The 15650-nt window shown below is 42.3% G+C and carries 15 protein-coding genes and 1 tRNA gene; 13 read left to right on the forward strand and 3 right to left on the reverse strand.

Going from position 1 to position 15650, the window contains the following annotated elements; genetic code table 11:
• Nucleotides 1-14 precede the first annotated feature (14 nt).
• Complete coding sequence (locus tag ICN15_RS09725) at nucleotides 15-281, reverse strand: type II toxin-antitoxin system HicA family toxin (RefSeq protein ID WP_216202545.1); 267 nt, start codon at nucleotides 279-281, stop codon at nucleotides 15-17.
• Complete coding sequence (locus ICN15_RS09730; protein ID WP_216202546.1) at nucleotides 278-523, reverse strand: DUF1902 domain-containing protein; 246 nt, start codon at nucleotides 521-523, stop codon at nucleotides 278-280. The genes ICN15_RS09725 and ICN15_RS09730 overlap by 4 nt, the downstream gene beginning before the upstream one ends.
• Nucleotides 524-653: 130 nt before the next feature.
• Between ICN15_RS09730 and ICN15_RS09735 the strand changes: the two genes are divergently transcribed.
• Both ICN15_RS09735 and ICN15_RS09740 read left to right on the forward strand, forming a co-directional pair.
• The gene (locus ICN15_RS09735; RefSeq protein WP_216202547.1) at nucleotides 654-1763 is read left to right on the forward strand and encodes a response regulator; all 1110 of its coding nucleotides are present in this window, start codon (nucleotides 654-656) and stop codon (nucleotides 1761-1763) included.
• Nucleotides 1764-2031: 268 nt separating this feature from the next.
• Nucleotides 2032-3600 (forward strand): PAS domain-containing protein, encoded by a 1569-nt coding sequence (locus ICN15_RS09740; RefSeq protein ID WP_216202548.1) that lies wholly within the window; start codon nucleotides 2032-2034, stop codon nucleotides 3598-3600.
• Between the two features lie 6 nt (nucleotides 3601-3606).
• On the opposite strand, the gene ICN15_RS09745 is transcribed toward ICN15_RS09740, so the two are convergent.
• Nucleotides 3607-3996 (reverse strand): surface-adhesin E family protein, encoded by a 390-nt coding sequence (locus tag ICN15_RS09745; protein ID WP_216202549.1) that lies wholly within the window; start codon nucleotides 3994-3996, stop codon nucleotides 3607-3609.
• A gap of 239 nt (nucleotides 3997-4235) precedes the next feature.
• Between ICN15_RS09745 and ICN15_RS09750 the strand changes: the two genes are divergently transcribed.
• The 11 genes from ICN15_RS09750 (at nucleotide 4236) to ICN15_RS09800 (ending at nucleotide 15644) form a co-directional block, all read left to right on the forward strand.
• Complete coding sequence (locus ICN15_RS09750; protein ID WP_216202550.1) at nucleotides 4236-5834, forward strand: EAL and HDOD domain-containing protein; 1599 nt, start codon at nucleotides 4236-4238, stop codon at nucleotides 5832-5834.
• 276 nt (nucleotides 5835-6110) lie between these two features.
• Nucleotides 6111-6644 (forward strand): helix-turn-helix transcriptional regulator, encoded by a 534-nt coding sequence (locus tag ICN15_RS09755; RefSeq protein WP_216202551.1) that lies wholly within the window; start codon nucleotides 6111-6113, stop codon nucleotides 6642-6644.
• A 56-nt stretch (nucleotides 6645-6700) separates the two neighbouring features.
• Nucleotides 6701-7093, forward strand: a complete 393-nt coding sequence (locus ICN15_RS09760) for a surface-adhesin E family protein (RefSeq protein WP_216202552.1) — start codon at nucleotides 6701-6703, stop codon at nucleotides 7091-7093.
• A gap of 83 nt (nucleotides 7094-7176) precedes the next feature.
• Nucleotides 7177-8775, forward strand: coding sequence for a hypothetical protein (locus ICN15_RS09765; RefSeq protein ID WP_216202553.1), 1599 nt, complete (start codon nucleotides 7177-7179; stop codon nucleotides 8773-8775).
• A gap of 32 nt (nucleotides 8776-8807) precedes the next feature.
• Nucleotides 8808-9629: an OmpA family protein gene (locus tag ICN15_RS09770; RefSeq protein WP_216202554.1), complete on the forward strand. Its 822-nt coding sequence runs from the start codon at nucleotides 8808-8810 to the stop codon at nucleotides 9627-9629.
• Complete coding sequence (locus ICN15_RS09775; protein WP_216202555.1) at nucleotides 9626-10516, forward strand: EH signature domain-containing protein; 891 nt, start codon at nucleotides 9626-9628, stop codon at nucleotides 10514-10516. The genes ICN15_RS09770 and ICN15_RS09775 overlap by 4 nt, the downstream gene beginning before the upstream one ends.
• A 529-nt stretch (nucleotides 10517-11045) precedes the next feature.
• Nucleotides 11046-11858: a phosphate/phosphite/phosphonate ABC transporter substrate-binding protein gene (locus tag ICN15_RS09780; protein WP_216202556.1), complete on the forward strand. Its 813-nt coding sequence runs from the start codon at nucleotides 11046-11048 to the stop codon at nucleotides 11856-11858.
• Nucleotides 11859-12021: 163 nt separating this feature from the next.
• Nucleotides 12022-13038, forward strand: coding sequence for a GGDEF domain-containing protein (locus ICN15_RS09785; RefSeq protein WP_216202557.1), 1017 nt, complete (start codon nucleotides 12022-12024; stop codon nucleotides 13036-13038).
• Between the two features lie 137 nt (nucleotides 13039-13175).
• Nucleotides 13176-14336, forward strand: coding sequence for an HD-GYP domain-containing protein (locus tag ICN15_RS09790; protein WP_216202558.1), 1161 nt, complete (start codon nucleotides 13176-13178; stop codon nucleotides 14334-14336).
• An 85-nt stretch (nucleotides 14337-14421) separates the two neighbouring features.
• Nucleotides 14422-15504 (forward strand): tRNA dihydrouridine(20/20a) synthase DusA, encoded by a 1083-nt coding sequence (gene dusA, locus ICN15_RS09795; RefSeq protein ID WP_370625439.1) that lies wholly within the window; start codon nucleotides 14422-14424, stop codon nucleotides 15502-15504.
• A 64-nt stretch (nucleotides 15505-15568) separates the two neighbouring features.
• Nucleotides 15569-15644 (forward strand) — tRNA-His (locus ICN15_RS09800).
• Nucleotides 15645-15650: the final 6 nt, after the last annotated feature.

Below are 15650 nucleotides of genomic sequence, written 5' to 3' on the forward strand. Positions count from 1 at the left end.
TACTAAATAACTATTTAGTTATTAGTGCCATCTTCAGCGTCTTCATCTTGATATGCTTCAAATTGTTCGGGCAGACCAGCAATCTTCAAAATGGCGTTGGCAGTATTGTGCGAGAGAATTCTGCCATCGAGTGGAAAGTAAATCCCAGTTATTGGTGAGAACCAGATATCGTGGTTACCTCTCTGGCCTGGTGCATGATAGTTGCACCCAGCCTCTCTCAAAATCGCCAGTAAATCTGAAGAAAAAGAGTTGCCCCGGTAGGACCCCATCACTTTACTCATAATTGGCCTTCGGAAGGCATGTGGGTAATTGATAGCTTGTGAGCCACTACTTCATACAGAATTTCGGATGGGCAATCAACCTGATTTGCCGCTAATAACTCTGGAATCATAGAGCTGAGTTTATTAAAGAGATTTTCAATCGAGTCAGCCTCCGTTGCTAATCCAGGTACATGATCGGAGGTAGCAGACCAGATATCTACATCACCACACCATTCCGCGCGGATTAACAATACGTTTTGCATCTAATCTCCAGAGGCTAGGATGGGATGAACTAAAAAAGTTAGCTAGTAATACATAAATAATATAATACAGTTGCTCAAAAAATACCAATTGGTTAGATCGAAGATAACCAAATAAATCAATGCTTAAGCTATGAAACCCACGAATATCCTCATTGTTGATGACACTCCCGAAAATATTGATTTATTGAAGGCAATATTAGAGAGTCGTAACTATGTTGTGAAAACCGCGTCCAGCGGTGCTGAGGCTCTAAAGTCCATTGAAGATTCCATCCCCGATCTGGTAGTGTTAGATGTGATGATGCCAGAGATGTCTGGATATGAGGTATGCCAAGCTATTCGTAAAAATGCACAAACTGCCTTGTTGCCAGTTGTGATGCTCACGGCGCTTGATCCTGCCATCGAAAAAGTCAAGGGGATAGAGGCGGGAGCTGATGACTTTTTGAGTAAGCCTATTAATCAAGCTGAGTTGTTAGCGCGAGTGGATTCCTTATTGCGAATTGCTGGCTTGCAAAAAGAAATCGCTGATAGAAATGGTGAGTTACTGCAGCTGAATCAAAATTTGGAAATGAAGGTTGCACAACAAGTGCAGGAAATCGAAAACTTAAATAAGCTAAAGAGATCTTTGCCTGCTGATGTTGCCACCAAAATTGTTGCTGATAAACAAGAGAATTTATTAGAACCGCACCGTAAAGAAATCACTATTGTATTTTTTGAGTTACGTGGCTTTGGTAATTTAGTGGTGGAAAGAGAGCCAGAGGAAGTCATGATTATTCTCAACGATTTTCATCAAATCCTTGGCAAACTTATTAGTCAATTTAATGGCACAGTACAACGTTTTTCATGTGATGAGATCGTCATCTTTTTTAATGATCCTATCCCAGTAGACAACGCCCCAATGCAGGCTATCAATCTTGCAAAACGGTTTACGACGGCCTTTAGCAACCTCAAGGTTCGTTGGGTTCAAAAGGGCTATAACCCCTCCCTATCTCTCGGCATAGGAGTTGCAACGGGTTTTGCCACCCTAGGAATGATGGGATTCGAAGGTCGAGAGGACTATACGGCCATTGGCGCAGTGACTGAAATTGTTTCTAGGCTGTGCCGTGAAGCAAAGTCTGGTGAAATCCTCATGGATATGCGTACTCAATCTCGCCTAAATGCGGACTCAGGTGTCAAACCCCGTGGGTCAATTATGTTTAGAGACCTCGAAAAGTCCATAGAGGCCTTCAAAATTTCTCAGTAGTAATCAACTTCAATCCAACTGGTTCGGGCTAATGGATGCATCACCTACCATTGCATTTTTAGCTTCGGTCATGCAAGAAGAGAAGCAATCGATTATGGATGGAGGTTTTAATGGCTTTACAGAAAAGTGTATAGGCTTTAAGTAGTTCCTCAATACCATTTCATCTATTTTGCAAAATTCTGCTGGCTAAGTCAGCGATTTCTCTCTCTGAATTTCATCTTTATATCAAATATTGCTAAATCGGTGGGTAATCCTATAATCCGACTATATGACTAGCGCCAATCATTCTGCAAAATTCCCCATGGAAGAATCTTTTTCCATTGTTGATCCTGCGGAGTATTTAAGATTGGCTGGCATCATCATTGCCAACACGAACGATATTGTTGTGATCACCGATGTTCCTAATGTTAATCAAGAACCACGCATTGTTTATGTCAACGAGGCTTTTGTTCGTGAAACGGGTTATTCGCCACGCGATGTGCTGGGAAAAAATCCTCAAATTCTTCTGGGCCCAAGATCTGATCCCGCTACTAGGGGCAGAATTTATGGTGCGCTTAGTGAGCGAAAGCATGTCCGTGAAGAAATATTAAATTACAAAAAAAATGGTGAGGAGTTCTGGCAAGAACTCAACATCTTTCCCATTGCTAATGAATCTGGTGTTTATACCCACTGGGTTTCAATTCAGCGTAATATTACTGAGCGTAAATTATCCGAAAAGCTGATTTTTGAAACGAAGAATCGCTTGGAGCTGGCTGCGCGTGCTGGTGCTGTCGGTATTTGGGATTTTGACTTCTTCAACAATCGTTTGGCTTGGGATGAGCAAATGTATTCGTTGTATGGCATTACTCGAGATCAATTTACTGGGTCGTATGCCGATTGGACTGAGAGGCTTCACCAAGAAGATAGAGCGGATGCTGAGCTGAGCATTACCAAAGCCATGGAGGGTGCTAGTGAATTTAATACGCAATTTAGAGTCATTTGGCCAGATGGCAGCATTCACTTTATTCGAGGCTTAGCTGAAGTAGAAAGAGATGTTAATAACAAACCACTGCGCATGGTCGGTACTAATTGGGATATTACTGAGCTCATTAATGCCAAGATGGATGCTGAGGCTGCTCTCAAAGTAAAAACTCAGTTTTTAATGAATATGTCACATGAGATACGAACCCCGATGACAGGGATACTGGGCCTCTCCTCTTTGGCATTATTTGAGCCCCTAAGTCCAGTAGTGCGGGATTATCTGCATGGCATCGAGTCTTCCGCCAAGTTGCTGCTGGAGATCGTGAATGAAATTCTCGACTTTTCTAAGCTAGAGGCTGATAAGGGGCATATCAATACTGCGCCATTTTGTATTCAAGATCTCTTTGCTAGAGTGCGTAGCTTATTTGCTGAGAGTGCCAAGGCCAAAGGATTGCAATTAAATCTCTTTTGCGATTTAGATCAACATGTGCAGCTCATCGGAGATTTCTTTCAACTGAGTCTAGTCATTAATAATCTAATTGGTAATGCGATTAAATTTACTGAGCAAGGCTCTGTGGATCTCTCTATTAAGTTGCTCAAGCTGGAAGGTGCTACCTTAACTCTCTCCTTTGTTGTTAAGGATAGCGGCATTGGAATCTCCCAAGAGGCTCAACCGCAAATACTAGAACCCTTTGCGCAGGCAGATGATTCGATTTCACGACGCTTCGGTGGTACGGGACTGGGATTAACGATTAGTAATCGAATTTTGGGGCTGATGGGCAGTCAGCTCCATATCCAGAGCATTGAAGGGCAGGGGTCAAGCTTTGGTTTTGACTTAGTGCTAGTTCAGGAGCGCCGTAATCAAAATACTATTTAACCTAGATTATTTAGGTCTACAAAGATAAGTAAACGCTTTGAAATTTAATACATTGGGCGGTATGCTGAGCCAATTCTCTGGCTTGTTAGATGAAAATAGCTGATCACCTTGACCATTCTTTTCAGCATAAGCATATTTTTCTAGAAAACGCGCTTTGTTTTCTGTGCAGTCATACTCATAAAGAGCCACACCGGAGTAAAAGTCTCTATCCCCTTCAAAAATTTGTCGTGGTTTCTTAAGGTCAAATAAAACCCATGCTTCGATGGAGTAGGGGTTACGCTTAATCGTGCTGGTATCAATCTTGATCACTGCGGCATCATTGCTCCCAAGCTCAAGCCAATTAGCCATTGCGAGTGCGCTGTAGCCCCACAGAATGATTAAAGCGAGTTTTTTCATTTAAATTCTTCCCGTATTGAAAATCTAGAAATATTCTATTCTGTATTTCATTACGAGTGCAGAATTTTGAAGGATTTAGATCCATCACCTTTCATACACAACAACTAGCCCCAGAGATTCCCTTAAACAGGTCCTGAATGAGTAAATAGGGTTTGATTTTGCCCGAATAAGGCGCAAAAGCCCGATGTAATTGTGGTAAAAATACACCCTAATTACACTCATTTTAATCATTATTATTCATGGCACTTTTTAAGAAAAAAGCGGTATCTCAACCGGTTCAGGCTTCTAAGGGCCCAGAAAAAATCCTCCCTGAAAATCCCTATCTTGGACGTGAGCCCATTATTAATGCTTCCCAAGCCATCATTGGGTACGAACTTTTCTTTCGTCCAGGCACTGCCCTCAAGGCGAAACGGCTTAATGACCGCAATGAGGTATTGGCGCAAATTGCTACACGCTTAGCAAATGATCCTCATGTAGAAGTGAGTTATCCAGAAGAGGTGACTGATGCCAATCTCAGAGATGATGATGGCAAGGAGATTACAGACGTTACCCTGTCTGAAATCTTCTATTCCCTGAAGACTAAAGGGGTCACTCAATCCTTAGGCCAGCATTTGGGGTTTATTCGTATTCGTGCAGATCAATTGGGGGATGAGCTACGAGGTTTCCCCGCTATTAAGTTTCCATTACAAATTGATTTGGCAGAAATTTTAGAGGCGATCAAGACAGAGGCAAATCAAGTCGATGATGCTGAAGAAGATCCTGAGACTAAGCAAGAGCTCGATGATTCTGAAGGGCCTCCCGTTCCTGAAATTCTGCAAAAGCTGGAGAGGCTCAGAAGTGCTGGTTACAAATTTGTATTGACGGGTTTGACTGAAGTGTTTGATGGCCTTGATGACATCTTACCTAAGTTTCGCTATGTCAAATTGGATCTTCATCAAGTTGCTCAACCATCCAGTCTGATTGACTACTGTAAAGGCATCCCTTTGCCACGAGACGAAAAAGTGAAGGGCTCCAGCAACGTTTTACAAATCATTGCAGTCAATGTCCATCAGCCGGAAGATTTTCACCGGGCTCGAGATTTGGGGTGCGATGCATTTGAAGGTTTTTACTTTGTGAAGCCTGACCCTGAGCTTTCTTTGCATCGAGGAGAAGAGTACCGCAAGTTATTACAGTTATTAACCTTGCTACTGTCATCTCCCGAGTTAAAGGATTTGGTCATTGCGATTGAGGCTAATCCGGTGGTTTCTAAGCATCTTATGGTGATTGCTGAGATTGACTCGCGCAGGAAACGCGACAAGCCTGAGAACATCCGGGACGCTGCGGTGATCTCTGGCGTCAAGCGCATTACCCGCTGGACTCAGCTTTTACTTTATGCTGATACCAAGGCGAAGGTGGCCTTGGATGCTACCCCCTTGTTACAGCTTGTTTGTGTCCGCGCCTTCTTCATGGAAGCCTTATCAAGCAAGTTGGGCGCAGGGGGAGGCTTAGGGTCTAGCGACTTAGCCTTTTTAGTGGGTGGCTTATCCTTAATTGATAACCTGTTTGATGAGCCCGCCCGCGAGCTACTCTCTCAATTTAATCTTCCCAGTGTTGTTGTGGATGCGATCGTTGATCGCTCTGGTATTTTGGGGCAACTATTAACTCTTGCTGAGGCAGCGGAAGTAGGCGATTTAGAGAAATGTCGCCATTTATGCTCTGATGAGCTCAAGACCGTGACTTTAGACGATGTCGCTCAAGATTCGCTCATGGCGATTAAAAACTTCGTTTCTCAAACCCAATTCGCACCTGAAGAGGATGTTTGGGAGAGTGCAAATTCTGTGGACGAGGAGTTGGCCTAAGGCCCTAAAGTCCCTCTTAGTCATTTCACGGCGCTAGATGTGGGTTGTATTAGTCGTAAAAATGTCATCTATTTTAAATACTTGCATTGTTACAATTAGCGTATACACTAGCCTAAGTTCATGATTTGTATAAGCAATATTCATTAGCCAGCGTTTTTAGAGTTGTGAATTGAAATCAGTGAGGTAATTATAAGAATGATTCGATATTAATTGGTTGAGTCATCGTAGCGTTTGACAATGGAGTTACTTCTTTGCAAACATTAAAGGGAAATTTTGGTGTCCGACAAGCATAAAAATCCATTGCCCAAAATAGTGGGTGAGTGCTTTAAGGACGCTAGAGAAAAGATGGGCCTCTCTGTCGAGGAGTTAGCAAATAAAGCGATACTCTCGAATAGTCAAATTCGACAAATTGAATCCACTGGGCTAAGCGCTTTTTATTCGCCAACCATTAAATATTCGAGCGCTAAAAAGGTAGCAAACATACTAGGACTATCTGAGGATCAAGCATTCAATATAAATGAATCAGATCTCAATCAGAGTGCTTCAGAGCTAAGCGAGCAAAAGGAATTGAAAGAGATTGAAGCCGTACTGGCAAAAAAAATGATCAATGAGCTTCAATACGAAAAGCCAAGCCTTTTACTCAAGATTACTGGCAAGCAAAACTCCACCCAATTACCGATTCAGGGTATTGAAGTACCTCAACCCAAGCGATCCAAAAAGATCTTCAAAATTTCTGGCTTGCTATTGGTTTTAATTGCTGGTGTTGGATGTTTTTATTTCTTCTTAAATCCTTTGATCAACTTCTCATAAATAAAGATTGCCTGACGAGGATAATGATCAAGCAATGAGCAAGCAATAATTAAACAATGATTAAAAAACTACTCTTACTCTTATTCCTTTTATTTGCAGGTCAAGCCTCTGCAGATTGGACCAAAGTGACTGCCAATCAAGATATTTCTGTTTATATAGACGCTCAGGCTATTCAAAGAAATAAAAGCCTAGTTAAAGTGAAAGTGTTAGTGAACGAAGCGAAGGACTTAGTTGTTGATAAGGACAAGTACTCCTACCGTTCATTTCGAACGTATATCGAATTCAATTGCAAGAAAGAGCTTCAAAGAGCGCTCTCGACTAAATGGTATTCAGGGGCAATGGGAGAGGGTGATGTGGTGTATCAAGATAAGAGCCCGTATACCTTTGCGCCTGTGGCAGAAGGCACTCTTGGTTTGGTTGTGATGAAGCGTGTTTGTAAGGACCGATGATGCGTCAATTACTGAAAACTTACTTTAAAACATCTTAACGAGCATTCTTGTACTATTAGTCTATTCATTTTTTCTACTAAAACATGCAAAATCCAGTCAATTTATATCTTCCCATTGGAATCGCAATTGGAATTCTTCTAGTAGCTGCTTTTTTATATTGGTCTTGGTCAAAGGTGATCAAGCAATCCATTGAAGATGTCAAGGGCCTATCCGATGAATTAAAGAATCAAACAGCAGTAGGTGGTGATATTTTTTCAGTAGCCATTGAAGCAACAAAAGATGCCCGAATAGTAGATTTGCTACAAGAGTGCAAAAGGAATCTTATTACGATTCCAGGAAACCTAGGGGCTAAGCAATACTGCCTCAAACCCTATTCCGATATTTGGACGGCAAGAAATGTCCTTTCGGGCAGAATTAAACTTTCCCTTTACGAAACCATGCCCAACATTTTGATTGGTGTAGGTTTGATGTTTACTTTCGTATTCTTGGCGTTGGCATTAAATGATGCAGGCCAAGCGATGTCTGGCAACCAAGAATCTCGAGATGCAGCGCTCAAGGGCTTAATAGCTACTGCTGGCGGTAAATTCATTACTTCGATTGCCGGATTATTCAGCTCCCTAGTGTGGAATTGGGGTGGCAAACTCTCGATTGAAAAGTTAGAATCCGCCATTCATGATTTGGATGCCCATCTTCGAGCCATAGTTCCAGATAATGCCTCGCAAGCAACTATCCAGGCCCAACTGGGTATGTTCCACGAAATACTGATACAAAATCGTGAACAAGTAAATCAATTAAAGCGTTTTGAAACTGATTTTGCACTCTCCATATCCAGTTCGATCGGCAAGGCACTTGAGCCTTTATTCAACGATCTGAGTCATAAACTGATTGATGCTTTTGATAATTTGACTGACCGTATTAGTCGAATTAATGAAGAAGCCCTTAAAAATATCATGGAGAAATTTTTAGAGGCCATTAAAGGAGGCTCTGCAAAGGAGCTAGAGCAGTTTAGAAAAACGCTGCTTGAGGTTTCTGAAAAACTCAATACTGCTGGCATTGGAGCTGGAGTTTCTTTGGCGCAAGCGGGCGATTCCTTTGGTAGTGCGATTAGTGCCCTAGAAAAAACAGTAACGAAGACGAATGAGACTATGCAAGGCCTTGAGTCTGGCTTGCAGAGGGCGAATCAGTTCACCAACGAGGGAGCTACTAAATTAGAGTTTGTTCTCGGCGGCCTGATTGGTTCAGTCAATGGAATTGATAAGGTGATTACTAATGTGGATTCTTTTGTTCAAAAAATTCAAGCGAGCACAGAATCACTCGGCTTAATAGCCCAAAGTTTAGATGGCACGGTAGCCTCACAAGAGGTGCTTAGCAAGGAATTTAGCGTCGGCATTCCTGCTATGTCCAGCGCTCTGAAAGACGCTGTCAATGAAATCAAGTTGGGTACTGATGCTTCTCGTGAGGCGCTGAGTTCCTTGCGTACTGAATTTGAATCTACTAAGAGCTCAATTGATCAAACGGTTAATCATCTGACCAGTGGCGTATCAGATTATTCTAATAAGGTAGTGCAGCTACACTTTAAATTAGATGAAAAGCTCGCTCAGGCCATCTCTTCAATTCATTCGACTATCGTCACTTTAGAGCAAACGATGGATGACTTTGTTGAGTCACTTCCTAAGACCTAAGTCAAGAACCTGATCAGACCTACATCACAGCAATGATTTTTTTACCATCAAGCCAGAATAAACCCGCTGAAAGAGTTGAAGAGACGGGCTACCTTGCTTCAGCTAGCGATTTGATGATTGGCTTATTGTTTGTATTCATCATCATGGTAGTAATGCTTTCTCAGAGGGTGGATTCTATTCAACAGGGTGAAAATATCAATGATCCCCTAGCTAGTGCTGTTCTCATGATTGGGCAAAAGTTTAAAGAGGCTGGCCTGAATGTCGTGATAGATCCGCAATCTGGTGTCATTGGCCTACCAGCTGATGCCTTATTTGGTTTTAATAGTGCTGTACTCAATGACAATGCTGCCCAGACATTAAAAAAAGCGAGAGAATCCTTGGCCAAGATCCTGCCTTGTTATGTTCACTCCGAAAGAGCTGCTAGGCCATTAGACTGCCCACCCAATGAAGAGCAGGTAGAGATCGATACGATTTTTATTGAGGGGCATACAGACTCTAAGCCTCTACAACAAGGCAATTACACAAACTGGCATCTTGCGCTTGATCGAGCTCGGGCTGTGTATGACGTATTGACCGAGGGTAAGCCACAGTCCTACCAAAATGAACGCAAGTTAGATGTCTTTGGCATTAGCTCTTATTCCGATAAGCGCTTAGTGAAAAATCTTGGCATGGAAGATTCAGAAAAAAGCCGGCGGGTAGAGATGCGCTTTATTTTGGCGTTCAAACCCGATTCTCAAAAAGACAAAAAAACTAAAGAGGTCCTAGATGCTGCCAGTATTCAGGGGGCTTCTGTTGGATCGGGTGCGACGGCAAAAAAGGACGCTAATAGTAATTCCACTGCATTACCAAAATGAACTTAGCATCATTACCAGAAGATTTTCCTCTGCTAGCGATTGCCACGCAAAGTATTTCCTCCCAAAAAATATCAATTGAAAGAATGGGCCTACCACCCGATCTGTTCGCAGTGGGTGAGCGTACCTTCATTCGCTTTTCCTTAGCCCAGCTTTCAGGTCATCAAGTCGATCAACGTTATTGGCGTTACTTTCCCTATGCCATTTGGCTCGAGTCAGATCGTAGCTTAGCAACGCGAGCTGATTATTTAAGTGAGTACTTTGACATTCAACTCCCACGCTCTTTGAAGATTGCGAAAAGGGCGATGAAGTGGGCCGAGCCTCTGTTTTATGTTTATCTCACCCACTTCAAACCAAATGACCCTGTTTTTGAAAAGTTAGCACAGACAGCCCATCGTTTTTTTACTAGTGATGCGATTCAGGCTGGTACTCCCCTTTATTCTTTGGCTCAAGAGCTCAACATCTTTAAATCCGCTGAAGGCCCCCATTTAGTGGCTGATTCCATTCTCAAAACAAACCGAGGATTACAAGGCTGGATGAATCAATTTGATGTATGGCCAGGATTTGCAGATACCGCTTTTGCTCAGTGCGCGTTTCTTGAATTACTTAAGCTTCCTAAAGAAAAGAGACGGCAACTTGACTTTGTCAATTTAGCATTTGATTGGGGGATTGATGCGCAAAATCAATTTCGCTACCCCAAGACCAAATCCCTATTCATTGATGCTTTGCTCTTAGCCTGGAAAGGGGTAAAGCCACCTGATGATTTAATGATGGCCATGAGCGCAAAATTGGTTCGTGTTATGGGTGATCCCAGGACTACTCAAGATCAATGGCAGGGAGTCAGTAGTGAGGCTGTTCAGGTGCTAGTAGCTTGGCTTAATGCAAAATAGTAGGAACCTGTCTTCTGATCTTCTTGAGCAATCGTCAGGAGCTAAAATTTATAGCGAAAGACCTGCGAACATCATTTAAAGGTGTCGCCAATACGATTTAACGGAATATCAACATTCTTATAGAATTTCGTTATAAAATCAAAAAGTACTTAATGAAGCTTGATTTATTAAAAATAATTCATTATGTCGTTACTTGCTTTTAAGTAGATCTCGCTTTTATTTGGCTGTAATTGTTTTGCTCTCTCATATCGATGCCTTCTGACTCTTGCAGGTGATGCCTTTTTGGAAGGGTTTCATTGGAGGTGAAAAAAATTCTTTGTTTAGTATCCACACCAATTTGAGGTGCGACTGCATTACTTTGCACCACTATTTAAATATTGAAAAACAGGGTCTCGCTCAGGTATTAGCCAGAGACAGCGATAACCTTGCTCCCGATAGCTATTCATCCCCAGTGTTGAATATATAAAAAAAGCAAGATATCGCTATGCAACTAATACATAAATCTTTTATATTTATCTTCACATTATTCTTGCCTCTATTAGCATGCGGCAAGTGTATCGGTGATCCAAATTCAATCTATCCTATTCGCAGTGTTTATGTAGTGCCCCAGTTAGCACCTGCACAGCTTTATGTGCGTTGGGCACCCGTACTAGAGAAGGTAGGCTACAGCGCTGGTATTTGCTTTGATTTAATAATTGTTCGGACTATTCCGGACTTTGAGCGAGAACTACTCGATGGCAAACCAAACTTTGCCTTTATGAATCCCTATCACCAAGTGATGGCATATCAGGCCAAAGGTTATTTTCCACTGCTAGCAGATGGTAAAAATAAATTAGACGGAATTATTGTCGTCAAAAAAAAGAGCGGCATCGAGAGTATCGAGAGTTTGCGTGGAGCTAAGCTCGCTTTCCCAGCACCGAATGCGTTTGGAGCTTCACTTCTAGTAAGAGCCACTTTAGCCAAACAGGGAATTGATATAGAGCCAATCTATGTCAATTCTCATAACAATGTTTACCGATCGGTGATAGCAGGCGATGTTAGTGCTGGCGGGGCTGTTAATAACACTCTACAAAGAGAGCCTCCTGAGGTGCAAGACCAAGTTCGAGTCCTCTTTAAGACCACTAGTTATGTGCCACATCCATTCTCAGTGAGTCCAGCAATTTCATTGCAAGAACGGCAGAAAGTCACTCAAGGCTTTTTAGAGTTAGCGAAAACTGCTGAGGGACGACGTTTATTGGATGGAATTCAAATGCCAGATCCTATCGTGGTTAATTACGCACGTGATTACCAGCCTTTAGAGCAGTTAGGCCTGGCAAAGTTTGTAGTGAAAAATGCTAACTAATCGTCGATATCTCTCAACTCGAAAAGTTTTTTATCGACTCATTCTATGGTCTGGCGGCATTGTTGCGGTGATGATGTTGGTCACCAGTTTATGGACTTACATTAGCGTTGACAAATTTATCAAGTCTTCGCGTGACCGATCTATCTCGCTCCTTTCTGCTGGGATGGCAACTTCAGTAAGCGACTTGATTGTGACTCGAGATTATGGGGCCTTAGAGGCAATGTTACGACATTCATTCGCCAACGAGGCTATACAAGCGATTACCATCACCGATTTAAATGGCCATGTTTTAGTGAGTTTATTGCGCAAGTCAGATGATTCTGTTGTACTTGATTTTGAGAGTCAACAGTTGGTTACTCCTCAAAGCACAACATCTGAACAAATTGAGAATGTTAATCAAGGGCTTATTTCAGCCTGGCAAAAAATTGATCCCGGCGTTTCATTGGGATGGCTTTACATAAAGGTTTCGACTAAATTTTCTGATGAAATTCTTAATCATATGAAACACAATATGATTATTTTTGTTATATTACTTTTTCTGATGGCCTTAGGTATTGCCTTTTACCCAATTTACTTTGAGGTTAAAAAGATGAATGCACGTGAGCAGGCTTTAATTCTAAGTAATGACGAGCTTTCAGATGCAGCTCACCATGATCCCTTAACTGGTCTCCCAAACAGGTTGGCATTAGAGCGTTTAATGGCAAATTCCATGGAGTCTGCAAGCGCGGAAAGTGAGCTATTGGCTATCTGTTTCTTGGATCTAGACGAATTTAAGTATGTAAACGATCAATTTGGACATAAGGTCGGTGATCTAACATTGCAATGTGTATCTGATCGTCTGAGAAATATTATCCGAGTTAAAGATTCGGTAATTCGCTTGGGCGGTGATGAATTTTTGCTTTTATTAGGCGGATTTCAAACTCGTGCCCAGGTTGAAGCGCTATTAACCCGAATGATTATCACCTTACAAGGGCCTGTTCGGATTGGCGGTAGTCAGGTAAGTGTTGGAGCCAGTATTGGGGTGACACTTTTTCCATTTGATGATGGCGAAGTGAGCTCCTTACTTGAGCATGCAGACCAAGCAATGTATCAAGCTAAGCTAGATGGTAAAAATTGTTGGAAATTCTATCAATCAACACAAACGCCTAATATTCTTTCTGGTTCTGCAGAATGCAGCTAACTAATCAAATTTTCTATTTCACATCATTTATTGTGATGCTTGGCTTAACGCTAGGATTCTTCCCGCAGTACGAAGAATATAAAGTGAATAAAAAAACATTCTTTTGGCCAATCAGTCTTACTTTTTATACTCTGTCAATGTTGTGTTTTGCAATTGCTCCATGGGTAGGTAAACCTGCTTTAGCCATTGCTAATATCTGTTTGATTTGGGGCTCCCTATCCATTTCCTTACTATTTAGATCTTGGCGGCAAGCATTAAAAATGCCTGAGTTGAGTGCTTATTGTGTTGCATTAGTTATCTTGGCGATTGCTTATTTGTTGCTGCTCTCATATTCAAGTACCTCAATACGCATTCATTACCTCAATCTCATACTAGCTTCTTTGTCACTCTGGCAAATATATGAACTATCGAAGCAATTAAAAGTTCGGCGAGCATTTCAAATTAAAGTTTTATTTGGCGTTATCCTGCTTCAGCTTACTGTGCGGCTTATTAGATCGGCAGATTTGCTCTTAGAATTTAACGGAAATCCGTCGACAATCTTCGAGGAGGGGGTATTTGGATTCTTGCTTCGCATATCTTCAGTGCTATTAATCTTGCTCACGTGCGTTTTGATTGCAAACTATTTCTTGGAAATTATTTGGAGGGGGCATAAACAGAACTCCGAGCTTCTTGAAAAAGCGATGCTATCTAGTCTGAATGCCTTATCTATGGCTCGTGATAATGAGACTGGAAATCATATTTTACGAACGCAGAGCTATGTAGCTGCACTCGCAAACAGACTGCATATTATGAATGCATATCCTTCTGAAATCACTCCACTGTTTTTAAGTAATATTGCAAATGCCGCCCCTCTGCACGATATCGGAAAAGTCGGAATTCCTGATGAGATTCTGAAAAAGGGGGTGTCCCTCACAGAAAGCGAGTGGGTGACTATGAAGACGCATGCCAGCCTGGGTGAGAATGTATTAAATGCGGCTAAGGTAGAGTATCCTTTTCATTCTACTTCGCTAGATTTAGCAATTGATATTGCCGGCGGCCATCATGAGTGCTGGGATGGCTCTGGTTATCCTAGGGGCTTAACTGCTGAAAATATTCCTTTGGCTGCGCGGATTATGTCTCTGGCTGATATGTATGACGCTTTGGTGAGTGAGCGTGTTTATAAAGCCCGTTGGTCGCATGAGGACGCTGTGAAAGAGATTTTGGCCGGTCAAGGTAAATTCTTTGATCCTTTAGTAGTAGAGGCTTTCTTGCTTGAGCAGACCCATTTTCGGGACATCTCCCTGAAATATCAGGATTAGATGAGGATGTTATTATTAGGCCTTCATTGCCATTCACGGTAATGCAATAAAATAATCACTAATTCATTATTGATTAAAAGTTTCTGTGAAAAATAAAAAGAATAAAAGACTGGCAGTTGCTCCAATGATGGAGTGGACTGACCGTCACTGCCGTTCTTTTCATCGTACGCTGACAAAAAACGCAGTACTATATTCGGAGATGGTCACTACAGGCGCTCTCATTCATGGGGATGTGCCTCGCCATTTAGATTATTCAAAAGATCAACACCCTGTTGTTTTGCAATTAGGTGGTTCAGATCCATCTGATTTAGCAAAAGCGGCAGAATTAGCACAACAGTGGGGCTACGATGAGATTGATCTCAATTGTGGTTGTCCTTCAGAGCGAGTTCAGCGTGGCGCTTTTGGTGCATGTCTCATGGCTGAGCCTGTCTTAGTTGCAGATTGTGTCAAAGCAATGAAGAGTGCAGTCGATATACCTATTTCAGTTAAGCATAGATTGGGTTTAGATTCTATGGATGCAGCCAGTTCAGAAAAAGATTATCAATTTGCACTGGATTTTATTCTGGCGGTGGCAGATGCGGGCGCCAGTCAAGTGACTATTCATGCGCGCAATGCCGTGCTCAAAGGATTATCCCCAAAAGAGAATCGCAGTAAGCCGCCACTGCGTTATGAGGTGGCTGCAAAACTCAGAATCGACGCCCAAAAAGAATTTCCGCATCTCAAGGTATTGCTCAACGGCGGTCTAGAAAGCAATGATCAGATCGCCGGCCATTGGGATGATTTTGATGGCTTTATGGTGGGCAGGGCGGCTTATCATTTCCCGGCCATGCTATTGGGCTGGGATGATTTAATTGCGTCGGATGGCGAAGCTGCAGGCTATTTATTTAGTGAGACTGAGTGGCATCGTATTCAGATCGCATTAGTAAAGCAAGGTCAAGCCTGGTATGACGAATGTCGCTCAAAAGATAAGCCCTTTTACATCGGTGCATTTACAAGGCATATTCTGGGCCTAGCTCATGGCAGAGCAGGCTCCCGCTATTGGCGCCAGCGTCTCTCAGATCACCATGCTTTAGCCAAGGTGCAGAGCAAGGCTGCCATTGCTGATTTTTTTCTAGATGCTAGCCTCACTCTGGGTGATTGGGCTGCCTTTGAGTTTGAGTCTGCCTAAATTCATGATCTAGGCCTTTTTTGACAGGGTTTTGATCCAAAAGCTATAATCTGAGTCTTCAGTGGCGGACGTAGCTCAGTTGGTAGAGTCCCAGATTGTGATTCTGGTTGTCGCGGGTTCGAGCCCCGTCGTTCGCCCCACTAAAT

Source organism: Polynucleobacter sp. CS-Odin-A6, assembly GCF_018882095.1.
Classification (GTDB): Bacteria; Pseudomonadota; Gammaproteobacteria; order Burkholderiales; family Burkholderiaceae; genus Polynucleobacter.